26 protein-coding genes and 1 tRNA gene are annotated in these 24641 nt (G+C 66.0%); 16 read left to right on the top strand and 11 right to left on the bottom strand.

All coding sequences use genetic code 11. The features are described 5' to 3' along the window. Nucleotides 1-2: 2 nt before the first annotated feature. Nucleotides 3-791 carry a hypothetical protein gene (locus R5H30_RS00090; RefSeq protein WP_318325947.1) on the bottom strand — a complete coding sequence of 263 codons (789 nt, stop codon included), beginning with the start codon at nt 789-791 and terminating at the stop codon, nt 3-5. Nucleotides 792-1914: 1123 nt separating this feature from the next. Continuing rightward, nucleotides 1915-1991 (bottom strand) — tRNA-Ile (locus R5H30_RS00095). Between the two features lie 112 nt (nt 1992-2103). Between R5H30_RS00095 and purM the strand changes: the two genes are divergently transcribed. The 3 genes from purM to rnd all read left to right on the top strand — a co-directional run bounded on the left by purM (nt 2104) and on the right by rnd (nt 4980). Beyond that, a complete protein-coding gene (gene purM, locus R5H30_RS00100; protein ID WP_318325948.1) occupies nt 2104-3150 on the top strand; it encodes a phosphoribosylformylglycinamidine cyclo-ligase in 1047 nt (348 codons plus the stop codon). Continuing rightward, the gene (gene purN / locus R5H30_RS00105; RefSeq protein WP_318325949.1) at nt 3147-3743 is read left to right on the top strand and encodes a phosphoribosylglycinamide formyltransferase; all 597 of its coding nucleotides are present in this window, start codon (nt 3147-3149) and stop codon (nt 3741-3743) included. Before purM ends, purN begins: the two co-directional genes overlap by 4 nt. 73 nt (nt 3744-3816) lie before the next feature. Further along, nucleotides 3817-4980 carry a ribonuclease D gene (rnd, locus tag R5H30_RS00110; protein WP_318325950.1) on the top strand — a complete coding sequence of 388 codons (1164 nt, stop codon included), beginning with the start codon at nt 3817-3819 and terminating at the stop codon, nt 4978-4980. Here the strand turns inward: rnd and R5H30_RS00115 are convergent. Continuing rightward, nucleotides 4977-5486 carry a hypothetical protein gene (locus tag R5H30_RS00115; RefSeq protein WP_318325951.1) on the bottom strand — a complete coding sequence of 170 codons (510 nt, stop codon included), beginning with the start codon at nt 5484-5486 and terminating at the stop codon, nt 4977-4979. The genes rnd and R5H30_RS00115 overlap by 4 nt on opposite strands. A gap of 125 nt (nt 5487-5611) precedes the next feature. On the opposite strand from R5H30_RS00115, the gene R5H30_RS00120 reads away from it, so the two are divergent. Beyond that, a complete protein-coding gene (locus tag R5H30_RS00120) occupies nt 5612-6016 on the top strand; it encodes a SufE family protein (RefSeq protein ID WP_318325952.1) in 405 nt (134 codons plus the stop codon). Between the two features lie 128 nt (nt 6017-6144). Here the strand turns inward: R5H30_RS00120 and R5H30_RS00125 are convergent, their stop codons facing one another. Then, on the bottom strand, nt 6145-6741 hold the full coding sequence (locus R5H30_RS00125) for a DUF1638 domain-containing protein (RefSeq protein WP_318326756.1): 597 nt from the start codon (nt 6739-6741) through the stop codon (nt 6145-6147). Nucleotides 6742-6898: 157 nt separating this feature from the next. Here R5H30_RS00125 and R5H30_RS00130 point away from each other — a divergent pair, with 157 nt between their 5' ends. Further along, nucleotides 6899-7399, top strand: a complete 501-nt coding sequence (locus R5H30_RS00130; RefSeq protein WP_318325953.1) for a hypothetical protein — start codon at nt 6899-6901, stop codon at nt 7397-7399. Between the two features lie 36 nt (nt 7400-7435). Here R5H30_RS00130 and R5H30_RS00135 read toward each other — a convergent pair whose 3' ends face one another. Next, the gene (locus R5H30_RS00135) at nt 7436-8134 is read right to left on the bottom strand and encodes a cobalamin B12-binding domain-containing protein (RefSeq protein ID WP_318325954.1); all 699 of its coding nucleotides are present in this window, start codon (nt 8132-8134) and stop codon (nt 7436-7438) included. A 203-nt stretch (nt 8135-8337) separates the two neighbouring features. On the opposite strand from R5H30_RS00135, the gene R5H30_RS00140 reads away from it, so the two are divergent. Continuing rightward, nucleotides 8338-9417 (top strand): PA0069 family radical SAM protein, encoded by a 1080-nt coding sequence (locus R5H30_RS00140; protein ID WP_318325955.1) that lies wholly within the window; start codon nt 8338-8340, stop codon nt 9415-9417. 4 nt (nt 9418-9421) lie between these two features. Here R5H30_RS00140 and bmt read toward each other — a convergent pair whose 3' ends face one another. Together bmt and R5H30_RS00150 are read right to left on the bottom strand one after the other, a co-directional pair. Next, entirely contained in the window at nt 9422-10444 is a 1023-nt protein-coding gene (gene bmt, locus R5H30_RS00145; RefSeq protein WP_318325956.1) for a betaine--homocysteine S-methyltransferase, read from the bottom strand. A 157-nt stretch (nt 10445-10601) separates the two neighbouring features. Beyond that, nucleotides 10602-10919, bottom strand: coding sequence for a DUF1476 domain-containing protein (locus R5H30_RS00150; protein WP_318325957.1), 318 nt, complete (start codon nt 10917-10919; stop codon nt 10602-10604). Nucleotides 10920-11078: 159 nt separating this feature from the next. Between R5H30_RS00150 and purC the strand changes: the two genes are divergently transcribed. From purC to R5H30_RS00180, 6 genes are all read left to right on the top strand, one after another. Next, on the top strand, nt 11079-11840 hold the full coding sequence (gene purC, locus R5H30_RS00155) for a phosphoribosylaminoimidazolesuccinocarboxamide synthase (RefSeq protein WP_318325958.1): 762 nt from the start codon (nt 11079-11081) through the stop codon (nt 11838-11840). 53 nt (nt 11841-11893) lie between these two features. Then, on the top strand, nt 11894-12124 hold the full coding sequence (gene purS, locus R5H30_RS00160) for a phosphoribosylformylglycinamidine synthase subunit PurS (protein WP_318325959.1): 231 nt from the start codon (nt 11894-11896) through the stop codon (nt 12122-12124). Next, nucleotides 12124-12792: a phosphoribosylformylglycinamidine synthase subunit PurQ gene (gene purQ, locus R5H30_RS00165; protein WP_318325960.1), complete on the top strand. Its 669-nt coding sequence runs from the start codon at nt 12124-12126 to the stop codon at nt 12790-12792. Before purS ends, purQ begins: the two co-directional genes overlap by 1 nt. Before the next feature lie 36 nt (nt 12793-12828). Beyond that, entirely contained in the window at nt 12829-14589 is a 1761-nt protein-coding gene (locus R5H30_RS00170; protein WP_318325961.1) for a sensor histidine kinase, read from the top strand. Between the two features lie 3 nt (nt 14590-14592). Then, nucleotides 14593-15927, top strand: coding sequence for a sigma-54-dependent transcriptional regulator (locus R5H30_RS00175; RefSeq protein WP_318325962.1), 1335 nt, complete (start codon nt 14593-14595; stop codon nt 15925-15927). Between the two features lie 501 nt (nt 15928-16428). Continuing rightward, on the top strand, nt 16429-19188 hold the full coding sequence (locus R5H30_RS00180) for an Rne/Rng family ribonuclease (protein ID WP_318325963.1): 2760 nt from the start codon (nt 16429-16431) through the stop codon (nt 19186-19188). Nucleotides 19189-19249: 61 nt separating this feature from the next. Here R5H30_RS00180 and R5H30_RS00185 read toward each other — a convergent pair whose 3' ends face one another. Continuing rightward, nucleotides 19250-19480 (bottom strand): sulfurtransferase TusA family protein, encoded by a 231-nt coding sequence (locus tag R5H30_RS00185; protein ID WP_318325964.1) that lies wholly within the window; start codon nt 19478-19480, stop codon nt 19250-19252. Between the two features lie 94 nt (nt 19481-19574). Here R5H30_RS00185 and R5H30_RS00190 point away from each other — a divergent pair, with 94 nt between their 5' ends. From R5H30_RS00190 to R5H30_RS00205, 4 genes are all read left to right on the top strand, one after another. Next, nucleotides 19575-20327 (top strand): cytochrome c biogenesis CcdA family protein, encoded by a 753-nt coding sequence (locus R5H30_RS00190; protein ID WP_318325965.1) that lies wholly within the window; start codon nt 19575-19577, stop codon nt 20325-20327. Nucleotides 20328-20384: 57 nt separating this feature from the next. Beyond that, the gene (locus tag R5H30_RS00195; protein ID WP_318325966.1) at nt 20385-21620 is read left to right on the top strand and encodes a hypothetical protein; all 1236 of its coding nucleotides are present in this window, start codon (nt 20385-20387) and stop codon (nt 21618-21620) included. Next, on the top strand, nt 21617-22969 hold the full coding sequence (locus R5H30_RS00200; protein WP_318325967.1) for a cytochrome P450: 1353 nt from the start codon (nt 21617-21619) through the stop codon (nt 22967-22969). Before R5H30_RS00195 ends, R5H30_RS00200 begins: the two co-directional genes overlap by 4 nt. Before the next feature lie 66 nt (nt 22970-23035). Next, complete coding sequence (locus R5H30_RS00205) at nt 23036-23929, top strand: fructose bisphosphate aldolase (protein ID WP_318325968.1); 894 nt, start codon at nt 23036-23038, stop codon at nt 23927-23929. A gap of 52 nt (nt 23930-23981) precedes the next feature. Here R5H30_RS00205 and R5H30_RS00210 read toward each other — a convergent pair whose 3' ends face one another. Genes R5H30_RS00210 through R5H30_RS00220 form a run of 3 tightly spaced genes read right to left on the bottom strand, consistent with a single transcriptional unit; the run spans nt 23982 to nt 24637 of the window. Then, entirely contained in the window at nt 23982-24173 is a 192-nt protein-coding gene (locus tag R5H30_RS00210) for a hypothetical protein (protein ID WP_318325969.1), read from the bottom strand. A 54-nt stretch (nt 24174-24227) separates the two neighbouring features. After that, entirely contained in the window at nt 24228-24461 is a 234-nt protein-coding gene (locus tag R5H30_RS00215) for a ribbon-helix-helix domain-containing protein (RefSeq protein WP_318325970.1), read from the bottom strand. Continuing rightward, nucleotides 24458-24637: a DUF4169 family protein gene (locus R5H30_RS00220; RefSeq protein ID WP_318325971.1), complete on the bottom strand. Its 180-nt coding sequence runs from the start codon at nt 24635-24637 to the stop codon at nt 24458-24460. The genes R5H30_RS00215 and R5H30_RS00220 overlap by 4 nt, the downstream gene beginning before the upstream one ends. Nucleotides 24638-24641 lie beyond the last annotated feature (4 nt).

Below are 24641 nucleotides of genomic sequence, written 5' to 3' on the forward strand. Positions count from 1 at the left end.
TCTCAACCGGTGCGCTTGCGCGCCCGGAGCGCGGCGAGGGCCGCGAAGGCCGACAACAGGGCCCAGGCCGGTGCCGGCAGCGGCACGGCGGGCGGCGCGGGAGTATTCTCGGTCGTGCGCGGCGGGGACCGGGGGTCGGAGAAGGGGTCGTCGAGCTTGTCCGGACCATCGGGCCCCGGATAGGGCTGCGGCAGGCGCTCGGGATCGGACGAAGATCCGCGCCCGGGATCGTCGAAGGACGAGCCGTCCGTGATGACTTGCGACACCTCGGTTCCGTCGTCGTCGCCGTCGAAGGAAGTGCCGCCGCCAAGGAAGCCGCCGCCCGGGAAACCACCGCCCAGTCTTCCTCCGCCAGAAGTCCGGCCAGCAAGAGGCGTGCTTATGCTGCGGCCGACTGGAAGCAGCGGCGCCCAGAAGCCGGCCGTGTCGTTGGGCAGCCCAGCCAGAACCGTGTCACCGGCGTCATCGCCGAACGGGGTCACCTCGGCGCGGCAAACCTCGCCGTAGCGCGCATAGTAGTCGTCCCATTCGCGCGCCGTCGGAGCATGACCCAGGAGCGATGCGTAACGATCCCGCGACAGCGCTTCCTTGCACGGATCGGGCAGGCAGGTCTGCGGCATCGCGAGCCCCTTGTCGGACAGCTGGAACGCGGCATCGAGCAGTTCCTCTGGAACGCATTCGTAGCCGAGCCCGTCGCGCGCGACCAGGTCGGAGAGAATGTCGGAGCCGTGCACCGGCCCGACGCGCGCCATGTCGAGGGGCATCGTCGCGGCGTGAACTGTGCCGGCCACAAGGCAGGTCAGATGAGCCGCGGAAAGGACCGCACAGAGGAAAGAGAAGCGACGCATGGACTTAGCCGGGTGACGGGTTCGTGCGGAGAACACGCTCCGTCGATGGCCCTTGGGAACGGAAAAGGAAAAAACAGGAAAACTTCATAACTTCGACACACTCGTGAAAAAATCGCTTCAAGAACCTAGCGCCAAATCCGCGCATTTGATTCGGGCACCATTGTTTTAGCGCGCAAAAAGCGCGCTGAAAATTTGGAATATCAGACAGGATGAACGTCCATTCGGGCTGGTCTGTGCGAATTTGGACAGGTCACATATCCATTCGGATAGGTTGCAGGTGCAAATAGGGCGTAACGCACTGTTATATATGCATGAAGTGGCTTCTACCGCAGGTGCATGAAAATGCACGACCAGGTAGCATGCGGCCAGAATGTAACAGAATAAAATTGTTTCTATTTCGAATTCTGCAAATTCGCACAACCGCCGCGATAAGCGCCACTATCTCGGGTTGCAGCAATGTCCTGCGGGGCTTCTGCAATTCAGTCGCGCCGGTGCATTTTTGCCCCATTTCTGCCACAATTCGGCGGTCGCGCGATCTTAAGCATAATGAGAGCGCGGTCGAACAGTGTCCGTGATCAGCCGTAATGCCTCGCGTCGGCACGCGAAGAACCGAACCGCGGCGCGGTCCGGGGGATCGGAAAAAATTTCAAGTTCGGCCAGCTGGTTCTGCCGGTCTGAAATGGGCCGGCTCAGGACTTGTCGGTGTCCGGCACCTTGCGCTTGGCGAGCTCGGTCCAAGCCGCAAGACCTTCCATCCAGCCCGCGATATCCGGCTCCGGCGGCTGCGGCTTCTGCTTGTTCCGTTGCATGACAGCTCCTCCTTGTTCGTTGCGAAATCGAGCCTTCCCCGATCGGGCTAGGGTGACGTTGTGGCAGATCTGGCCTCGCGCGGCGCGAATGCGGACCCGAAAGACCGCTGAACCCGATGTCGCCACGGAACCAGACAACCCCCGAAACCTGTCGCAATTATGGGCGAATTGCGGTTATCCCGATCAACGGCCCGCGCGCGGATACCGGGTCGCCCAAATTCGCAGGACAGTGACAATGTGACGTGACCATGGCGACGTGGTAGGCCCGGCAGGACTTGAACCCGCAACCAAAGCGTTATGAGCGCTCTGCTCTAACCAATTGAGCTACAGGCCCGCCTAGCCCGGGTTGCTATGCGCAGGCGCTGGCGGCGTCAAGTCTTGCCGTTGCATGGCGCAGTCGAATGCACTAACCCGCAGGCGCAGAGGCGTGGCATGGGACGGGCAGCATGAGAGCGAAAAAGAACGGGATGACCTATGCCGAAGCCGGTGTCGACATCGACGCCGGAAATGCGCTGGTCGAGCGGATCAAGCCGGCCGCGAAGCGCACGATGCGTCCAGGGGTCGCTTCGGGTCTTGGCGGGTTCGGCGCGCTCTTCGATCTGAAGGCGGCGGGCTATGACGACCCGGTGCTGGTCGCGGCGACCGATGGAGTCGGCACCAAGCTGCGCATCGCCATCGACACCGGACATGTCGACGGTGTCGGGATCGACCTCGTCGCGATGTGCGTGAACGATCTGGTTTGTCAGGGCGCGGAACCGCTGTTCTTTCTCGATTATTTCGCCACCGGCAAGCTCGAGACCGAGCAGGCGGCGCGGATCATCGAAGGCATCGCCACCGGCTGCGAACGCGCGGGCTGTGCGCTGATCGGCGGCGAGACCGCGGAAATGCCGGGCATGTACCCGCCCGGCGACTTCGACCTCGCCGGGTTCGCCGTGGGTGCTATGGAGCGCGGCACCGCTCTGCCGGAGGGCGTAACCGCGGGCGACGTGCTGCTGGGTCTCGCCTCGGACGGGGTGCATTCGAACGGGTATTCGCTGGTCCGCAAGCTGGTCGAGTTTGCCGGCAACGGCTGGGACGATGCCTGCCCCTGGGCCGAAGGCGATCTGGGTTCTGTGCTTCTGACGCCGACGCGGCTTTATGTGAAGCCTGCGCTGACAGCGATCCGCGCGGGCGGCGTGCACGCGCTGGCCCACATCACCGGCGGCGGTCTCACCGAGAACCTGCCGCGGGTTCTGCCCGAGGGCATGGGGGCCGAGATCGATCTCGACACCTGGCTGTTGCCGCCGGTGTTCCGCTGGATGGCGCAAACCGGGGGCATGGATCAGGCCGAACTGCTCAAGACCTTCAATTGCGGGATCGGCATGATCCTTGCCGTCGACGCGGATCGGGCCGACGAACTGAGCGCAATCCTTGCCGGATTGGGCGAGGACGTGACCCGGATCGGCAGCGTGACGGATACGCCGACGATCCGCTATACCGGTCGGCTTTCGTGACGACCCGGGTCGCGATCTTCATTTCCGGCGGCGGATCGAACATGCAGAAGCTGGTCGAAAGCATGACCGGCGCACATCCCGCGCGGCCCTGCCTGGTTCTGTCCAACGTCGAGACGGCGGGCGGATTGGAGATTGCGTCGGCGGCCGGTATTCCGACCGTCGCGGTCTCGCACAAGCCGTTTGCCGGGGATCGCGCGGCCTTCGAGGCGGCGCTGACCGAGGCGATCGCCCCGCATGCGCCGGATCTGATCTGTCTCGCGGGGTTCATGCGCAAGCTGACAGCGGGTTTCGTCGAGCCGTGGGCGGGACGGATGCTCAACATCCACCCATCGCTGCTGCCGAAGTACCGCGGGCTCGACACGCATGCCCGTGCTCTGGCGGCGGGCGATGCCCTGCATGGCTGCACGGTCCACGAGGTGACGCCGGAGCTCGACGATGGCCCGATCCTCGGGCAGGCGACGGTGCCGATCGCGCCCGGCGACACGCCCGAGACGCTCGCGGCGCGGGTGCTGACGATGGAGCACCGGCTATATCCCGAGGTCCTGCGCCGCTTCGTGGCCGGTGAAGGGCTGCCTGTGCGGCTGGCGGCATGAGCCTCGTCGCTGGTCAAACCGGTGCGCCTCGTGTAGCTGTTGCTGGACCTCGCCAGCAAGACAGAAGCAGTGCATGAGAACCATCACCAAGACCGAGGACCTCGCGGAATTCTGCAAGGCCGCATCCCAACATGACTACGTCACGGTCGATACGGAATTTTTGCGTGAACGCACCTATTTCTCGAAGCTCTGCCTGATCCAGTTGGCCATGCCGGGCGAGGGCGACGAAGGTGCGGTTCTGGTCGATCCGCTCGAGAAGTCGCTTTCGCTCGAACCGCTTTACGAGCTGTTCCGCGACACCTCTGTGGTCAAGGTCTTTCACGCCGCGAGGCAGGATCTCGAGATCTTCTATGTCGACGCCGGCGTCTTTCCCGAACCGCTTTTTGACACGCAGGTCGCCGCCATGGTCTGCGGCTTCGGCGAACAGGCCGGCTATGAGACGCTGGTGCGGCGCATCGCCAAGCAATCGCTCGACAAGACCTCGCGCTTCACCGACTGGTCGCGCCGGCCCCTGTCGGAGGCACAGAAAAGCTATGCCTTGGCCGATGTGACGCATCTGCGGGTGATCTACGAATTTCTCGCCCAGAAACTCGCCGAGTCGGGACGCAGCCGCTGGCTGCAGGAGGAATTGGCGGTCCTGACCAGCCCCGAGACCTATGTGACCGAACCGGACGAGGCCTGGCGCCGGGTCAAGACCCGCACCAATTCGCCCAAGTTCCTGGCCATTGTGCGCGAACTCGCCGCCTTTCGCGAGCGCTTCGCGCAGACCCGCAACATCCCGCGAAACCGGGTGTTCAAGGACGACGCGCTGGTCGAGCTTGCCTCGATGAAGCCCAAGTCGCTCGAAGAGCTCGGGCGCGCCCGCCTGCTGCTGCGCGAGGCCCGGCGCGGTGACATCGCCGAGGGGATCATCGAAGCGGTGAAGGCAGGGGTGGCGTGTCCGCCGGACCGGATGCCGCAGGTCGACCGGTCGCGCGACAAGCTGCAGGTCAACCCGGCGCTGGCGGATCTGCTGAGGGTGCTGCTGAAGGCCAAGACCGAAAGCTCGGGCGTTGCGGCCAAGCTCATTGCCTCGGCCTCCGATCTCGACCTGATCGCCGCGGGTCAGCGCGACGTTCCGGCGCTGTCGGGCTGGCGGCGTGAAGTTTTCGGCACGGACGCGCTGCGGCTGTGCGACGGCGAGATCGCGCTCGCTGCCAGCGGCAGCGACGTGCGGATCGTCGATCTCGGCGCCTAGCGGCTGGAGACGCGGGCGTTCTGCAGCCCTTCGACGCGGATCGTGTGCGTCGCACGCAGCGTGTTGTCGGTGATCTTGCGGGCCGCCGTGACTTCGCGCGAGGCCGGTGTGCCCTGACTTGCGACCTCAGGGTTGCGCAATCCTTCGAGCCGGAAGGTGAGAACGCCGTCGACCGGCGCGACCTCCGGGTTGGCGGGTGTCAGGCGCACGTCGTAGACACCCTGCCGGGCGGAGATCCCGGAAGCGCGCACGATGGCCCCGCCGGGCACCCGCTCGATGGTGAGGTCGGTGATGCTGTCGATCGGCGTGCCGCGGTAGACCGCGACCTCGGCCCGGCGCGATCCGAAAAGGCCGGTGCGCGTCGGGATCAGCGGGTTCGTCGCCTCGATCGGCTCCGTTACCGGTGCCGGGGTCGAGCTGCCGAACCAGTTGACCGGGTTGAGATTGCTGTTGCAGGCCGGCAGGAGAAGGGCCGAAACCAGAAGGACGGAAAGTGTGCTGCGCATGTCGCCTGCCGTTGAAACTGCTCCCGTCGAGACCTAACCGATCGGCCCGGTGTTGAAAAGCGTCAAGGGGCTGGACCTTTGGCGCGTGCGGACCTACCTCTGGGCCGCATCGACAGGGGTCCGGGATGGCAAGTGCTGCGTTCGAAGAGCTGGTGGAGGATTTCGAGTTCCTCGAGGACTGGGAGGACCGCTATCGTTTCGTGATCGAGCAGGGCAAGGCGATGGACCCGCTGCCGCAGGCGCTGAAGGTGCCCGCGACCAAGGTCGATGGCTGTGCGAGCCAGGTCTGGCTGCATGTGCGCACCGAGGGCGACGTTCTCGAGTTCGACGGCGAAAGCGACGCGATGATCGTCAACGGGCTGATCGCGGTGCTGCGCAAGCTTTATAACGGCCTGTCGCTGCAGGACGCGCTGGCGGTCGACGCGCGCGCCGAAATGGCGCGGCTGGGGCTCAATGACCATCTTTCGGCGCAGCGCTCGAACGGGTTGCGCGCGATGATCGAACGCCTGCGCAGCGTGGCTGCCGGCTGAGCGGGGGCGCCTGCGGCGCCACGAGATGTCTTGCGCCTTCCCCTGGAAGGCAGGTTTTTCGTCTTGTGTCTTTCCATAAAAGGCGCGGGGCCTCCGGCGGGGATATTTGTGAACCAGAGAGGGGGCGGTCAGAGACGGGCGAGGGCCGGGGCGAGGTCGCCGTAGCCTGTGAAGCGGCGCTCGAAGGCGAGGCCGAGCCGGTCGGCGCAGGCGCGCGCCTTTTCGGTCAGGGCCGGATCGTCGGTCTGGGCCTGATAGACGAGTTTCGTGTAGTTTCCGAAATACATGTCGCGGAGTTCGGGGTGCCGGTCGAGACCCATCGGGCGGATCACGAAGGCGTCGAACTGTCGGACGAGGAAATCGGTAAGGTAGAAGGCGGTCATGTCGGTGTCGCCGCGGGCGGCGAAGGCGGCATTGCCTTCGAAGAAGCTGTAGCAATGCGGGCCGGCGATCATCTCCACCCCCATCTTGTCGCAGGCCTTTGCGAGGTCGCCGCCCGTGCCGCAATCGGCGTAGACCACGAAGATCGCCGCGTACGCGTCGCGGTGGCGCGCGACGGCTTCGCGCACCGCACCGGTGATCCGTTCGGGGTAGAGGTGCAGCTTGGCCGGCAGGCATGTCAGGTCGAGATGGGTCCAGCCGTTGATCGCGCGCAGATCGAGGATCTCGCGCGCCAGTGCGCCGCAGGCGATCAGCAGGATGCGCCCCTCGCGGCGCGGCGACATGCCGGCCTCGGTGAGGGTCTGCGGATCGGGCAGGGGGCTTTCCGTCACATTCCTGACCTTTGCGTGTAAGCTTGCAGCATTCATTGTCCCGCGGCGCCGACCGTCCCAGATGCGGGATGCGGAGGCGCCGCGCCTCTGGTCATGAGGAGACGAACACATGAGTACGTCAACTGCAATCGCCCGGGAGGGCCGCTTTCCGCCCCTGAACCGCGACACGCTAGGACTGATGTTCATCGCCGGCGTCTTCGCCACGATGGCCTTCGATTTCTGGGGCCAGGTGGTCAGCCCCGGTCTCGGCTGGGCCAACCTGTCGCCGCACGGCCTTGCCAAGAGCCTGCTCGGCGCGCTGGGACTGCCGAACGGCGACTTCGCGGGCTACTTCATGCATTTCTACCTCGTAGGCCTCTTCGGATACCCCATCGGTTGGCTGTTCGTCTTCCGGCCGGCCTGGGAGGCGTTTGTCGGACGCGGAGGCTGGCTGCTGCCGTCCGCCGTCTACGGGTTCGGTCTCTGGGTTTTCGCGATCGGCGGGATCACCGCAGTCGCCGGCCTGCCGTTCTTTTTGAACTTCACCGGCATCACTTGGGTCGCGCTGGTCGGTCACGTGCTTTACGGCATCGTGATGGTCGCGGTCATGCAGGTTTTGCGCAGGCCCTGACGCCGTCGGGCCGCGGTCTGCGCGGCCCGGTGTCGTTCAGGCGGTGCGCCGGTTGTGCATGCGGCCGACGAATTCCTTCGCGGTCTCGACCGCCACGGCGGCGTCGCGGCAATAGGCGTCGGCCCCGATGGCCTTGCCAAATTCCTCGTTGAGCGGGGCGCCGCCCACCAGGACGATGTAGTCGTCGCGGATGCCCTGTTCGACCATCGTGTCGATGACCACCTTCATGTAGGGCATCGTCGTCGTCAGCAGGGCGGACATGCCGAGGATCTCGGGTTTCTCGCGTTCCAGCGCCTCGAGATATTTCTCGACCGCGTTGTTGATGCCGAGGTCGACGACCTCGAAACCCGCACCTTCCATCATCATCGACACCAGGTTCTTGCCGATGTCGTGGATATCGCCCTTGACGGTTCCGATCACCATCTTGCCGACCCGCGGCGCGCCAGTCTCGGCCAGCAACGGCTTGAGGATCGCCATGCCGCCCTTCATCGCGTTCGCGGCCAGAAGCACTTCGGGCACGAAGAGGATCCCGTCGCGGAAGTCCGCGCCGACGATGGTCATGCCGCCGACAAGCGCCTTGGTGAGAATGTCGTAGGGCTCCCATCCGCGTTCGAGAAGGATGTTGACGCCTTCCTCGATCTCTTCCTTCAACCCGTCGTAGAGGTCGTCGAACATCTGCTGGACGAGTTCGTCATCGTCCAGTTCCGAAAGGATGATTTCGTCTTCGTCCGACATGGGCCTTCCTTTGCAAGCGCCGGGGCGGGGCGGATCCCCGATTGCGCCCCTTTTGACAGAACGTCGCAGGCGGACTTTCCGAATTGCGACATGCGCGGCGTGATGCGCGACGCGTGTTTCGTTCCTAGCGCCACGCGGGCGCGCCGTACAGCGCAGGGTGCATCGAGATTGCAAATGTTCTTGTATTGTTCTAGTCAAACAGCATGGATATCGAGCGGAGACGGCATCGGATGAAGGGGCGCGGCGCGGCGACCAACGCGGCTGGCCGCTTCGAAGCCCATACCCGCGAGGCGGTGGATGACGGCTGGGACGGCGACGGCGAGGCGCTGCCGGTGCTGCGCACGCAGATCAGCGAGGAACGCCCGCGCAGCGTCATCACCTACAACAGCTCGCCCGATCTGCCGTTCGACCGGTCGCTCAACGCCTATCGTGGTTGCGAACACGGGTGCGTCTACTGCTTCGCGCGCCCGAGCCATGCCTATCTCGGCCTGTCGCCCGGGCTCGACTTCGAGACACGGCTGGTGGCCCGGCCCGGCGCGGCGGAGGTGCTGCGGCGCGAACTCGGGGCGCGCGCATACCGGCCTGCGCCGCTGGCGATGGGCACCAACACCGATCCCTACCAGCCGATCGAGGCCGAGTACCGGATCACGCGGGCCTGCCTCGAGGTTCTGGCCGAGACGGGCCATCCGGTGGCGATCGTCACCAAGGGCACGCTGATCGAGCGCGACATCGACGTCCTGTCGGACATGGCGCGGCGCGGGTTGGTGCGCGTCGGGATGTCGGTGACCACCCTCGATCCGAAACTGTCGCGGCTGATGGAGCCGCGCGCCCCGGCGCCGGCGCGGCGCCTGCAGACGATCCGGCGCATGGCCGGGGCGGGGATCCCGGTGCGGGTGATGGCCGCGCCGATGATCCCGGCGCTCACCGATCCGGAGCTCGAGGCAATTCTGCAGGCCGGACGCGAGGCAGGCGCGCGCAGCGCCAGCTGGATCATGCTCCGCCTGCCACGCGAGGTGTCGCCGCTGGTGCGCGACTGGCTGGACCGGGTTTTCCCGGACCGTGCCGGGCGCATCATGGCGTGCCTGCGCGAAATGCACGGCGGCAAGGATTACGACGCGCGCTGGGGTCACCGGATGCGCGGCGAGGGGCCTTATGCCGAGATCGTCGCGCGGCGCTTCGAGGTGGCGGTGCGGCGGCTGAGACTGAAGACATCGCTTCCGCCGATGCGCTGCGATCTCTTCGCCGCGCCAGCGCGCGACAGCGCGCAGCTTTCGCTGTTCTGACCGCTCAGCCCCGGCGGCGGCGTCCGGCGCGCCGCGCGGCACGGGCCTCGCCCGCATCCTCGCCGGTGCCGTCGCTTGCCGACGAAAAGGCGCCCAGACGGTCCACGATCTCTTCGAGCGAGGGCGCGTGGTCCATCTGCCGGGTGTCCAGCGCCTCGCGCATGTGGCGCAGGTGCTCGGGCATGGTGCCGCAGCAGCCGCCTATGATCCGCGCGCCACACGCGCGTGCCATGACGGCGTAGTCGGCCATCAGGTCCGGCGTGCCGTCGTAATGGATGTGACCTTCGACGTATTTCGGGATGCCGGCATTGCCCTTGGCGATGATCGGCTTTTCCGGCCCCTGTGCCGTAAAGCCCAGCACGGTGCGCAAGAGGTCCGAAGCCCCGGTGCCGCAATTCGCGCCGAAAGCCATCGGCGGATTGTCGAGATCGCCCACCAGCTTGACCATGTCGGCGCTGGTCACGCCCATCATGGTGCGCCCGGCGGTGTCGAAGCTCATCGTGCCGCACCAATCGAGCCCGGCCAGCGCGAAGCCCTCGGCCGCGGCGCGAAACTCCTCTGGGGCGCTGATGGTCTCGAGCCAACCGACATCCGCGCCGCCGGCCTTGAGGCCATCGGCGGTCTCGTGGAACATCTCGACGGCCAGCGCATGGCTCAGAGCGCCGACGGGCTGCATGATCTCGCCGGTGGGGCCGACCGAGCCTGCGACGATCACCTTGCGCCCGGCGGTTTCGGCGACCTCGCGCCCGATCTCGGCAGCAACGCGGGAGAGTTCGTGCGCGCGCTTCTCGGCCCCGTGCAGCTTGAGGCGCGAGGCGTTGGCGCCGAAGGAGTTGGTCAGGAACAGGTCGCTGCCGGCCTCGACCGCGCCGCGGTAGAGCGCCTCGATCTTTTTCGGCTGGTCTGTGTTCCACAACTCCGGCGCATCGCCCGACATCAGCCCCATGTTGAACAGGTTGGTGCCGGTGGCGCCATCGGCCAGCAGGGTGCCGCGCTCGGACAGGAGCGCGATGAGCGGGTTTTCCATGGGTCGGATCTCCGGGGACGTCGCGCGCTTCCTGTCACGGCAACGGCAGGGAGGCAAATGCATAAATCTCATCATCAACATGAGCCGCGCGACCGGCTTTAACCAAAACGGGCGCCCGAGGGCGCCCGTGAAGATACTGTCCGGCGAAGGGGTGGGTCTACTTCACTTCCTGCAGGATCTGCGCCTTGGCCTCGGTCATCAGCAATACCATCTTGGAGCGGATGGTCTTTTCGTCGGCCTTGTCGCCGAGGTCGCCCGACACCTTGCGATAGACGTCCTCGTCGCCGGCCTCCTCGAAATCGGCTTTCACCACTTCCGCGGCGTAGCTGGTGGCGGCATCGCCCTCCAGCCCCATCAGTTCGGCGGCCCAGAGGCCCAGCAGGCGGTTGCGCCGTGCCTCGGCCTTGAACTGCATCTCGGCGTCATGCGCGAACTTGTTCTCGAAGGCGTTCTCGCGGTCGTCGAAAGTGCTCATGCGGTGGTCTCCCCGGTTGTCTGTAGAGCGTTGACCCACATATGCGTTCTGCCGCAGGCCAACACAAGTGCGCGCTTGCTTGCAGCATTGCGGGGCTTGCACTATGAGGTGCGCGGACGAGGCGGGATGACCCCGCTTTGCGATCCCACAGGTGTGCCCATGGCCCGACGCAAGAAAATCTACGAAGGCAAGGCGAAGATCCTGTACGAAGGCCCCGAACCGGGCACGATCGTGCAGTATTTCAAGGACGACGCGACCGCCTTCAACGCCGAGAAAAAGGCGGTTTTCGACGGCAAGGGCGTACTCAACAACCGCCTCAGCGAATTCTTCATGACCGGCCTCCAGCAGATCGGCGTGCCGACGCATTTCATACGTCGCCTGAACATGCGCGAGCAGCTCGTGCGCTCGGTCGAGATCATCCCGCTCGAGGTGATCGTGCGCAACTATGCCGCGGGCTCGATGGCCAAGCGCCTCGGCCTCGAGGAAGGCATGCAGCTGCCGCGCCCGATCGTCGAGTACTGCTACAAGGACGACAAGCTCGGCGACCCGCTGGTCACCGAAGAGCACATCGCGGCCTTCGGCTGGGCCAGCCAGCAGGACATGGACGACATGCTGAGCCTGGCGCTGCGGGTCAACGATTTCCTCTCGGGCGTGATGCTGGCCGTCGGCATCCGGCTCGTCGACTTCAAGATCGAGATCGGGCGCATCTACGACGGCGATTTCCAGCGCCTCGTGGTGGCCGACGAGATAAGCCCCGACAGCTGCCGGCTGTGGGATATCGAGACCGGTCAGAAGCTCGACAAGGACGTCTTCCGGCGCGACCTGGGCAACCTGACGGATGCCTACACCGAGGTCGCGCGCCGGCTTGGCGTGATGCCGAAGACCACGGGCCAAATCACCAAGCCGACGCTGATCAACTGACTGCGGCCGGCCGGGATCATCATACTGGACGACAGAAAGCGGGCGAGGCGCAAATGAAGGCACGGGTGCATGTGATGCTCAAGAACGGGGTGCTCGATCCGCAGGGCGAGGCGGTGCGCCACGCGCTCGGCGCGATGGGTTTCGACGGGGTCAAGGGCGTGCGCCAGGGCAAGGTGATCGAGCTCGACCTCGAGGAGGGCGCCACCGAAGCCGACGTGACCGCGATGTGCGAAAAGCTGCTCGCGAACACGGTGATCGAATCCTACACGGTGGAGATCGCGTGATGCACGCCGCGGTCGTCGTCTTTCCGGGATCGAACTGCGACCGCGACCTCGCCGTCGCCTTCGAACAAGCCGGGGCCAGGGTGTCGATGGTCTGGCACAAGGACACCGACCTGCCGCAGGGCGTCGATATCGTCGGCATTCCGGGCGGCTTTTCCTTCGGTGACTACCTGCGCTGCGGCGCGATCGCCGCGAAGTCTCCGATCTGCCGCTCGGTCGTCGCCCATGCCGAGCGCGGCGGGTATGCCATCGGGATCTGCAACGGCTTCCAGGTGCTGACCGAAACCGGGCTGCTGCCCGGCGTCTTGCTGCGCAACGCGGGGCTGAAATACATCTGCAGGACCGTCGGACTGAAGGTCGAGACGTCTGCCTCGCCCTTCACCCAAGGCTACAATGCCGGCGACGTGATCGATATCCCGATCGCGCATCACGACGGCAACTACTTTGCCGACGACGACACCGTGGCGCGCCTGAATGGCGACGACCGCATCGCCTTCACCTATACCGAGAATCCGAACGGGGCGCGGGCGGACATCGCCGGCATCCTGTCGGAGAACCGCCGGGTGCTCGGCATGATGCCGCACCCCGAACGGGCCGCGGACAGCGGTCACGGCGGCACCGATGGACAGGCGCTCTTTCGCGCACTCGCAGGTGCTCTGACGCCGGCCTGACTTGAGCGCGTCGCGCCGCAGGCGTAGATTGCGGCAATGAGCGGCAACGCAAATACCGAGCGCAAGACGCCCAAGATGAACTGGCGCGTGCGCGTGGCGCTTGCGCTGCTTCTGGTGCTGGCCACGATCACCGTTTACGTCACCAACCGCCTGCTGACCGACCGTTTCACCGAAAGCACGCGCACGCGCGCGGAATTGCGCCTTGCCCTCTACAGCGGCAACCTGCTGTCCGAGCTGCGCCAGAACGCCATCGTGCCGCAGCTTCTGGCGCGCGATCCTTCGCTGATCCAGGCGCTCGATACCGCGGATTACACGGCCTCGACGCGTCGGCTCATTTCGTTCGTCGAGGAGATCGGCGCCGCCTCGCTGATCCTGATGGATGTCGATGGGCGCACCGTCGCCGCGACCGATCGCAACCGACTGGGCCAGCTGCACAAGGCCGAGGGGTTTTTCGTCGAGGCGATCCGCTCGAACGCGACCGTCTTCTCCGTCGTGCAACGCGAGGGCGGCGGGTTCGGCTTTTATTATTCGCGGCGCGTGCAAAGCGGGTCCGAAGTCACCGGGGTCATCGCCGTCGAGGTCGATCTGCAGAAGTTCGAGCGCGCCTGGGCGGGGATTTCGGACGCGGTCATCGTGACCGATAGCACCGGGGCCATCATCCTGACGACCGAGCCGCGCTGGCGCGGGCTGACCGAAGAGGCGGCACTGGCGCGCCAGACCCCGCAGAACGCCATCGAACGCGCGATCCAGGCGACGGCCGACTGGACGGCGCTGCCGCCGGACGCCTATCTGCAGGGCGAGGCGGTGATGCGCCTCGAGAACCGGATTCCGTTCCGCGGCTGGCGCATGACGTCTTTCACTACCTACGCCTCGGTGCGCGAGCGGGTGAACGGGGTTCTGGCGCTGGAAATCATGGGCTTCGCGCTGCTTCTGGCGCTCAGTTTCTATGCGCTGAACCGGCGCACGACCCTGCGCATGGCGCTGTTCCAGCGCGAATCCGCCGAACTTCGGGCGCTGAACCTCGCGCTCCAGCGCGAGATCGCCGAGCGCAAGCGCGTGCAGGAGACGCTGGCGGTGGCCGAGCAGACGCTGGAGCAATCGAGCAAGCTTGCAGCGCTGGGCGAAATGTCTGCCGCGGTGAGCCACGAACTGAACCAGCCGCTTGCGGCGATGAAGACGTACCTTGCCGGCGCGCGACTTCTGCTGAGGCGCAACCGGCCCGAGGAAGCGCTGTCTTCCTTTGGGCGCATCGACGACCTGATCGAGCGCATGGGCGCGATCACGCGGCAGCTCAAGTCCTATGCGCGCAAGGGCGCCGAAGCCTTTGCACCGGTCGACATGAAAGAGGCTCTGGCCTCGTCACTGTCGATGATGGAGCCGCAGCTGCGCCAGCGCCAGGTGCAGATCTCGCGCATCATGCCGGACGATCCCGTGCGCGTCGTCGGCGACCGTTTGCGCATCGAGCAGGTAATGGTCAACCTCTTGCGCAATGCCATCGACGCCACCAAGTCCGAACGCAATCCCAAGGTTGACATCATCCTGTCGGCGGGGGAAACGGCAACGCTGACCGTGCGGGACAACGGGCCGGGGATCGAGGATCTCGACGCCCTCTTCGAGCCCTTCTACACGACCAAGCAGCCGGGAGACGGAGTGGGCCTGGGGCTCGCCATCTCCTCGGGGATCGTCAGCGACCTCGGCGGACGGCTGACGGCGCGCAACGGCCAGAACGGCGGCGCGGTTTTCGAGATGCAATTGCCCATCATGGGCGACGACCAGACGACACAAGCGGCGGAGTAAGCCATGACACAGGCCATGAAAATCGCGATCGTGGACGACGAACAGGACATGCGGCAGTCGATCAGCCAGTGGCTCGCGCTGTCCGGCTATGACACCGAGACCTTCTCGAGCGCCGAGGACGCGCTCAAGGTGCTGGGCCCGGAGTATCCGGGGATCGTGATTTCCGACATCAAGATGCCGGGCATGGACGGCATGCAGTTCCTGAAAAAGCTGATGGGCAACGATTCCGCGCTGCCCGTCATCATGATCACCGGTCACGGCGATGTGCCGATGGCGGTCGAGGCGATGCGTGTGGGCGCGTTCGACTTTCTCGAGAAACCGTTCAATCCGGACCGGATGAGCGAGCTTGCCAAGAAGGCGACGAGCGCGCGCCGGCTGGTGATGGACAACCGCGCGCTGCGCCGCGAACTGTCGGACGGCTCGCAGCTGATGAAGAAACTGATCGGCCAGAGCCCGGTCGTGGAGCGCCTGCGGGAGGACATTCTCGATCTCGGCCAGGCCGACGGTCACGTGCTGATCGACGGCGAGACCGGCACCGGCAAGACGCTGGTCGCCCACGCGCTGCATGCCGTGGGCTCTCGCGCCGGCAAGAAGTTCGTGCTGGTCAGTTGCAGCGCCTTCGAAGAGGACGCGCTGTCCAAGCGGCTGTTCGGCCCGATGCAGCCCGAGGATGCCCAGCTGCCGGCGATCGAGGAGGCGCGCGGCGGCACGCTGGTGCTCGAGGACGTGGAGGCGCTGAGCGAAACGCTGCAGGCGCGGCTACTGAGCGTCATCAACGAACAGGGAACACCCGCCGAAACCCGCATCGTCGCGATCTGCAACCTGCAGGAAGCGGGGCGCACCTGCGAGGATGCGCTGCGTCCGGATCTCTTTTATCGGCTTGCGGCGCTACGCATCACTGTGCCGCCGCTGCGCCAGCGCGGCGAGGACATCCTGACGCTGTTCACCCGTCTCAGCGACCAGTTTGCTGACGAATACGGCTGCGACGCGCCCAAGGTCTCGGCCCAGGAGGCGGCGCAACTGCTGCAGGCGCCGTGGCCGGGTAACGTGCGCCAGCTGATCAATGTCGCCGAACGCGCGGTTCTGCAGTCGCGGCGCGGATCTGGGACCATCGCATCGCTGCTGATGTCGGACCATGACGAGATGCAGCCGGTGATGACGACCGAAGGCAAGCCGCTCAAGGAATATGTAGAGGCCTTCGAGCGCATGCTGATCGATAACACCATGCGCCGGCACAAGGGGTCGATCTCGTCGGTGATGGACGAACTGTGCCTGCCGCGCCGGACACTGAACGAAAAAATGGCCAAGTACGGCCTGCAGCGCTCGGACTATCTGTGACAATCGCGCGCAGCCTGGTGCCCGCAAGGGTTGTGTCTTAAGTGGCTGAAACTTTGTCTTAATTGCGGGCGTTGTGGAAAACTCTCGCGTTTCGCGCCACATTCGCCATTGCGTTTTGTGACATCGTGGCTTTATCTAGAAGCCACCGGGGAAAGGGTCGAATGATCGTCCTTCCCCGTATGAGTTTCGCTGACCTGGTGCATGGTGCGGTTTCCCGCGCCGCCGGGACAGACCGATAGGGTCGGAAACGGCCACCGAACCGCTGAACCGTTGCAAGGCGACTCGCCCCAAGACCTTCAGTTTTCACAATGGATGCGCGGCCGCTTTCCAGCGCCCGCATCGGAGAAGAACCGCGATGACGCGCGCAGATGCATCGAGCAGACAGGCGATTGCCCCACCGGGCCGCGCCGCGCACGCGTCACATATCGCCCTGACAAGACACAGCCCGCCCCCCCGCCAGCCATTGCGCAGACGGGGCGCCGGTGCGTGCACAATGGATAAATGGCAAAGAAAATGCTCATCGATGCCACCCACGCGGAAGAGACCCGCGTCGTGGTGGTGGACGGAAACAAGGTCGAGGAGTTCGACTTCGAATCCGAAAACAAGCGGCAACTCGCCGGAAACATCTATCTCGCCAAGGTAACCCGAGTCGAACCGTCGCTGCAGGCGGCGTTCGTCGAATACGGCGGAAACCGCCACGGCTTCCTGGCGTTCTCGGAAATTCATCCCGACTATTACCAGATCCCCATCGCCGACCGTCAGGCGCTGATGGAGGAAGAGCGCGCCTATGCCGAGGCGCAGAAGGAAAGCGAAGAGGACGAAGAGAAGCCAAAGAAGCGGTCGCGCTCGCGCGGCCGCTCGAAGTCCAAGGCCGCGGAGACCGCGAGCGAGGACGCGACGACCACGCGCGAAATCTCGGGTATGGAGACCGTCGACCTCGAGGACGAGGACGAAGGCGTCTCGCCCATGGAACGGGTCGGCGAGACCCCGGTCGAGGAGCCGGAAGGCGACAGCGGCGACACGCCGGATGTCAAAGCCGGTGACGCGGACGCTTCGGACGACGGCGACGCAGCGCGCGCCAACGAAGACGAGTCGGATGACGATCACGAAGAAGACGGTGCCGCCGACGCTGCCGAGCGCGACGAAACCATCGAATCCGTGGCCGAGGAGGACGACTCCGAGGACCTGCGCCCGGTGCGCAAGCCGCGCCCGCGCCGCTACAAGATCCAGGAAGTGATCAAGGTTCGCCAGATCCTGCTGGTTCAGGTGGTCAAGGAAGAACGCGGCAACAAGGGCGCCGCGCTCACCACCTATCTCAGCCTCGCCGGCCGCTACTGCGTTCTGATGCCCAATACCGCGCGCGGTGGCGGCATCTCGCGCAAGATCACCAATGCGGCGGACCGCAAGAAGCTCAAGGAAATCGCCTCGGAAATCGACGTGCCGCAGGGTGCGGGCCTGATCGTGCGCACGGCGGGCGCCAAGCGGACCAAGGCCGAGATCAAGCGCGATTACGAGTATCTGCAGCGGCTCTGGGAGCAAATCCGCGAGCTGACGCTGAAAAGCATCGCGCCGGCGAAGATCTATGAGGAAGGCGACCTCATCAAGCGCTCGATCCGCGATCTCTACAACCGGGACATCGACGAAGTTCTGGTCGAGGGCGAGCGCGGCTATCGCATCGCCAAGGACTTCATGAAGATGATCATGCCGTCCCACTCGAAGAACGTGAAGCTCTACGCCGAAAGCCTGCCGCTCTTTGCGCGCTACCAGGTGGAAAGCTATCTGGCGGGCATGTTCAACCCCACGGTACAGTTGCCCTCGGGCGGCTATATCGTGATCGGTGTCACCGAGGCGCTGGTGGCCATCGACGTCAACTCGGGCCGGGCGACCAAGGAAGGCTCGATCGAGCAGACCGCGCTCAAGACCAACCTCGAGGCCGCCGACGAGGTGGCGCGGCAATTGCGCCTGCGCGACCTTGCCGGGCTGATCGTGATCGACTTCATCGACATGGACGAGCGCAAGAACAACGCCTCGGTCGAGAAGCGTATCAAGGAAAAGCTCAAGACCGACCGCGCCCGTATCCAGATCGGGCGGATCTCGGGCTTCGGTCTGATGGAAATGTCGCGCCAGCGCCTGCGCCCCGGCATGATCGAGGCGACGACGCAGCCCTGCGCGGCCTGCCACGGTACCGGCCTGATCCGCTCGGACGACAACCTCGCGCTGTCGGTTCTGCGCCAGGTCGAGGAAGAGGGCACGCGCAAGCGTTCGCGCGAGGTGCTCGTGCGCGCGCCGGTGGGCATCGCCAACTTCCTGATGAACCAGAAGCGCGAACACATCGCCCAGATCGAAGCGCGCTACGGCATGGCCGTGCGGATCGAAGGCGATCCGGCCTTGGTCAGTCCGGACTTCTCGCTCGAGAAGTTCAAGACGGCAACACGCACGGTGCCGATTGCGGCCCCAGTGGTGTCGGTCGACACGTCGCTGATGGACCAGGTCGACGAAGACGAGGCGCAAGAGCCGGTGGCCGAAGAAGCACCCGCGGCTCCGGATGCCGAGACCCAGAGCGGCGGGGACGATGGCGAGGGCAAGCCGAAGCGGCGCCGCCGCCGTCGGCGTCGCGGACGCGGAAAGTCCTCCGGAGCCGAGCAGCAGACCGATGCCGAGAACGGGTCCGACACGGATCAGGACGGCGACGCGTCCGAGGGCGAAAAGGTGTCTAACGAGGCGCAGACGCCTGCCGAAAGCGATTCGCCGGCAGAGGAGGCCGAGGCCTCCGAGAAGCCGAAGAAGTCGCGCAGCCGCAGCCGCTCGCGCAGCCGCAAGTCCGAGGACGCGGCGGAGATCGCCGAGACGGCTGACGTCTCGGGTGACACTGTAGTTGCGGAAGAGGCCGAGACGGCAGAAGCCGCGCCGAAGCCGAAGAGATCGCGCAGCCGCAGCCGCAAGAAGGCCGAGCCGGCCGAGGAGCACGCCGCCGCCGCGACTGCCGTGGAGGCGCCCGAGGCCGAAACGACCGAGGCGGCGCGCGCGCCCGCGCCTGAAGAGGATGCCGCAGAAACGCCCGCTGATGCCGCCGAAGCGCCGGAAGAGCCTCAGGCCGAGCCACTCGACCTCGAGCAGCCCGAGGCGACGCCGGAGCCGGCCAACACCCAGTCCGAACCGGCCTCGGAGCCCGCACCCGAACCCGAGACGGAACCGGTCGCGGCCGAGGAACCGGCAGAACAGAAGCCCAAGCGGCGCGGCTGGTGGTCTCTGGGCGGCTGACGCCCGACACCGGACGCAGAAAGTCAGGCAGGCCTTCGGGCCTGCCTTTTCCGTTGCGGTGTCAGGTCTTGCAGATCACGTAGGTCTGGACGGGCCCGTCCGTCTCGGTCGACACCAGCGTATGGCCGGCTTCGGCGCAGAAATGCGGCACGTCGACGATGGCCGCCGGATCATCGGCCTGCACGGTCAGGGTCTCGCCCGGCGACAGCGACATCAGGCGCTTGCGGGCCTTCAGGACGGGCAGGGGGCACAGCAGCCCGGTGGCATCGAGAAAGAAGCGGTCGTCGGTCATGTCCGACGGCATAGGGGCGATGTTTCAGCCTGTCCACAAGGATGTGACGCGCCGGCGCGTGACGGACCTGCAAGAATGGCCTAAGGGAGATTCCATGTTCGGGATAGAGATCATCGATGCCAGCCTCCTGCCGGCCATGGCGGTCGCCATGCTGGCCGGGATCATCAGCTTTCTCAGCCCCTGCGTCCTGCCGATCGTTCCGCCCTACCTCGCCTACATGAGCGGCGTCAGCCTGGGCGAGATGGAGGGCACAAGTGCTGCACGCCGCCGCGCGACCATCGCGGCGCTCTTTTTCGTGCTGGGCCTGTCGACCGTCTTCCTGATTCTCGGCTTCACGGCCTCGGCCTTCGGGGCGTTTTTCCTTCAGAACCAGATCCTCTTCACCCAGGTCTCCGGGCTCGTCGTGATCGTCTTCGGGCTGCATTTCCTGGGACTGTTCCGGATCCCGTTTCTCGACCGCGAGGCGAGGATGGATGCCGGCGACCGCGGTGGATCGAGCTTCGGGGCCTATGTCCTGGGGCTCGCATTCGCCTTCGGCTGGACACCCTGCATCGGCCCGCAACTCGGCGCGATCCTGTCGCTGGCGGCCTCCGAGGCCTCGGTGGGGCGCGGCACCTTTCTTCTGGGGCTCTACGCGGCGGGCCTCGGGATCCCTTTCCTGCTGGCCGCGATGTTCATCACCCGTGCGGTCGGTGTGATGAACCGGCTCAAGCGGCACATGCACGCCATCGAGCGTGTCATGGGTGGGCTCTTAGTACTGGTCGGCGTGGCGCTGGTCAGCGGGGCCTTTACCACCTTCTCCTGGTGGCTGCTCGAAACCTTCCCGGCGCTGGCGACGCTGGGATAGGCGGCTTACGCCGGGCAAAGTTCCGGTCTAGTCTGCGCCCATGATCGAGGCCCTCACATGAGCGAACCCGCGCCGGTCCGGCGGCGCCGGGTGTTCTGCATCCCGGGCTTCGACCCGGTGCCGGCCCGACGCTACCGCGAACTCTATCGCCGCGAGGCTGCCGAACAGGCGCGCCTCTCGGGCTACGTCTTGACCATGCACCCCGGCGAGACCGCGCGGGCCGGCGCGGTCACCTGGCAGGTCGAGACGATGATTGACGGCGCCCGAACGGTCAGCGAGTTCGAGGTGCTGGGCTGGTGCGATATCGTCCGCGACAGCATGCGCGGCGGCATTCTATCGAGCTACATCGCGCTGTTCCGCACCGTCTGGGTCTATCTCTCCACCGGGGCCTTCCTGCGCCTCGCAAGGTTGCGCAAGGGGCCGGTTCTGGCCGCGCTCTACCCTGTTGGGATGCTGCTGGTGCAGTTGCTCGTCGCAGTGCTTGCAGGCCGGGTCGTGGCGGAGGTTCTGCAACATGTCTGGCCCGCTTCGCAGGGCGGCGTTGTTTGGGTGCTACCAATTGCCCTCGGTGTCGCGACCGCCTGGGCCGTTTTGCGCCTGTTTCGGGCGCGGGACGGGCGCCTCTTCGCGCATTACCTGATGCAGGATTATGCTTTCGCCGCCAGTAGGCACGGTGCGACACCGCCAGTGCTGGAGCGTCGCCTTGACGACTTCCGAGAGCGGATTGCGGCGGCCCTGAACGAGGATGTCGACGAGGTGCTGGTTGTCGGCCATTCGTCGGGCGCGCAGCTCGCGGTCTCCACGCTAGGCCCGTTGCTGCGAACGGCGCGCGTGCCAGACGCGGGACCTGCGCTGTCGCTGCTGACCCTCGGGCAGGTGATCCCGATGGTCTCGTTCCTGCCCGGGGCGCACACGCTGCGGGCCAATCTGAGACTGATGGCCGGTCAGGATCGCATCGCCTGGGTCGACGTCAGCGCCCCGGGAGACGGCTGCGCCTTCGCGCTTTGCGATCCCGTCGCGGTGTCCGGCGTCGCACCAGAGACCGCGCGCTGGCCGCTGGTCTTCTCGGCCGCCTTCACCCAGACGCTCGGCCCCGAGCGCCGGCGCGCCCTGCGCTGGCGGTTTTTCCGCCTGCATTTTCAGTACCTCTGCGCCTTCGACCGGCCCAAGGACTACGACTATTTCCGCGTGACCGCCGGGCCACTGACGCTCGGGGCGCGTTTTGCCGGCCGCCCGGCCTCCCGCTCGCGCCGGACCCGGCCGCTCAGCGGGTACACGTCCATCGCCGCATGACGCTGCCGCCGAAACCCTCGGGCCGCGCCGGGGATGTGCCGCTCTGGCGCTACGCGCGGCTTTTTCGCGCCGACATCCTGTCGGCCCAGCCGGACCGGCTCTACCGGGCGTGGATGGCGGAGTTCCGGACGCCGTTCTTCCGAAGCTACCTCGTGAACCAGCCCGATCTTGTCCGGCAGATCACGGTCGACCGGCCGGACGACTTTCCGAAGTCGGACCGCGTGGCGGAGGGGCTGCGGCCGCTGCTGGGTCGATCGGTGTTCCTGAGCAACGGTGCCGAATGGGCGCGCCAGCGCCGGATCATCGACCCGGCCTTCGCGCGCGGACGCATCGCCGCCGCGGTTCCGGCCATCGCGGCGGCCGCGGAGGCCGCGGTAGACCGGCTGCGAGGACGGGCTGGCGAGGTTGTCGAGATCGAGGCGGAAGCCAGCCATGCCGCCGCCGACGTGATCTTTCGCACGCTGTTCTCGGTTCCGATCGAGGACCGGGCGGCGCGCGCAGTTTTCGATGGGTTCCGCGCCTATCAGCGTGCCCAGCCGGTGTTGACCCTCGCCGCTCTGGTGCCGCTGCCGCGCTGGTGGCCGCGCCGTCCGCAGCGTGCCGTGCGCGCCGCCGCCTGCGACCTTCGCGGACGGATCGCTGCACTGGTGTCCGAGCGCGTGGACCGGATCGCGGACGGGACCGCGCCCGACGATCTCGCCACGCGCATCATGACGACGCCGGACACCGAGACCGGTCGATGCTTTTCGCCCGATGAGATGGTCGACCAGGTGGCGATCTTCTTTCTGGCCGGTCACGAGACCAGCGCCGCGGCGCTGGCCTGGGCGCTCTACCTACTGGCCGAGAACCCCGACTGGCAGGAGAAGGTTGCGCACGAGGCCGCCGATCGGCGCGACGCGGGCGAGGACCCGATGGCGGCCGGGCCGATCAGCCGCGACGTCTTTCGTGAGACGCTGCGGCTCTACCCCCCGGTGCCGATGATGGTGCGCGAGGCCAGTCGGGACGCCGACTGGCGCGGCCGGCGTGTGCTGCGCGGCGCCCAGGTGGTGCTGAGTCCCTGGCATTTGCAGCGCCATGAACGGCTCTGGTCGCACCCCGACGCCTTTGATCCGGGGCGCTGGCGGACCCAAGACGGCCAGCACAGCGCGCGCACAGCCTACATGCCTTTCGGTTCCGGGCCGCGGGTCTGCCCCGGGGCCGGATTCGCGATGATCGAAGGCCCGCTGATCCTTTCGCGCCTCGTTAACGCATTCCGGCTAGAACCGGTCGCGGGCGATCGGCCCGTTCCGGTCGCCCATCTGACGGTTCGGGCGCGCGACGGCATTCGCCTGCGCCTTGTCTGCCGCTAACATGTACCAAGCGGTCTGCGCCTGTTCTATTCAGTGGCAGATTGGAATCATCAGTACGGAGCGATTATGAGCGATCTCGGCAAGATGCGTGACCAGATGAAATCCGGACAGGGCTTCATCGCGGCCCTGGACCAGTCGGGCGGCTCCACGCCCAAGGCGCTGAGCCTCTACGGCGTCGAGCCGTCGGATTACGCCGGAGACGAGGAGATGTTCGCGCGCATCCACGAGATGCGGTCCCGGATCATTCTCGCCGACGCGTTCACCAGCGAAAAGGTGATCGGCGCGATCCTCTTCGAGCGCACGATGCAGAACGAAATCAACGGGACGCCGGTGGCGGAACTGCTCTGGAGAGAGCGGGGGATCGTGCCGTTCCTGAAGATCGACAAGGGACTGCAGGCCGCCAGCGACGGGGTGCAGTTGATGAAGCCGATGCCCGGTCTCGAGGATCTGCTGAAGGAGGCTGTGGCCAAGGGGATCTTCGGAACCAAGGAACGCTCGGTGATTCAGGAGGCCGACGCGGCTGGCATCAAGGCGATCGTCGCACAGCAGTTCGAGGTTGGCGCCACTGTGCTTGCCGCCGGGCTGGTGCCGATCCTGGAGCCCGAGGTCGACATCCACTCGCCCACCAAGGCCGAGGCCGAGGAGATGCTGAAGCAGGAAATCGAGGCGCACCTCGACACGCTGCCCGAGGGCGCCGAGATCATGCTCAAGCTGACGCTTCCGACCCAGGCGGGGCTCTACGACCAGCTCGCCCAAGACCCGCGCATCCTGCGCATCGTGGCGCTTTCGGGCGGGTATTCGACCGACGAGGCTTCCGAGAAGCTGGCGCAGAACTCGGGCATGATCGCCAGCTTCAGCCGGGCGCTGACCGAGGGGCTGAACGCGAAGATGTCCGACGCGGAGTTTGAGTCTGCCCTGGGATCGAACGTCGACCAGATCTACCGCGCCTCCGTCGCCTGAGCCGGCCCCGGAAAATTCCAAGTTTCCGGTCCGTTTTCTTGCAAGAAAACGGCTACAGCACCTGACGCACGGACTCCTGGTTGCAGAACACCACCAGCTGCCCGGCGTTCTCGACCGCGCGATAGCCGCGGCGTCTGAGTTCCGCCTCGAAGGCCGCGCGGCCGACGAAGCGTTCGATGTCGCGGATGCTGCGCCGCACCACGCCGCCGTCGCGTGCCGCCTTCGAGCTGAAGACATGGCGCATCCAGGCGTGGGCGGAAAGCGGCGCGGGTATGGTCGGGACGGACATGCGCCGACGCTAGGGCTGACGGGGTAAACGCGCCCTTATGTCCCGCAACACATAAAGCCGGATCGCCGAGGCCAGCCCCGTGGAGGTGCCACGCGCCACGTCGATCTCGGCCACCAGCGCGTTGATCGCCATGTCGCGCGCCCGTGCGATTTCCCGCAGCGCCTGCCAGAATTCCGGTTCCAGCGAGATCGACGTGCGGTGCCCCTTGAGCGTCACCGAATGCTTGACGGGCCGATCGCTCACGGCTCGCGCTTGTGACCGTCGAGCGTGCGGTCCGCCTTCGCTGCGCGGTCCTTCTCGGCTTGCCGTTCGGCCTTCGTGCGTCCGAAGGCCGCGGCGTTGCGGTCCGCCTGTGCCTTTTTCTCGGCCTTCGCGCGCTCCTTGCGGCGCTTGTTGAGGTTGATCGGCGTGCTGCTCATGGCG

Source organism: Roseobacter sp. FCG-D35 (genome assembly GCF_033436665.1).
In the GTDB taxonomy this organism is placed as follows: domain Bacteria; phylum Pseudomonadota; class Alphaproteobacteria; order Rhodobacterales; family Rhodobacteraceae; genus JAWQFO01.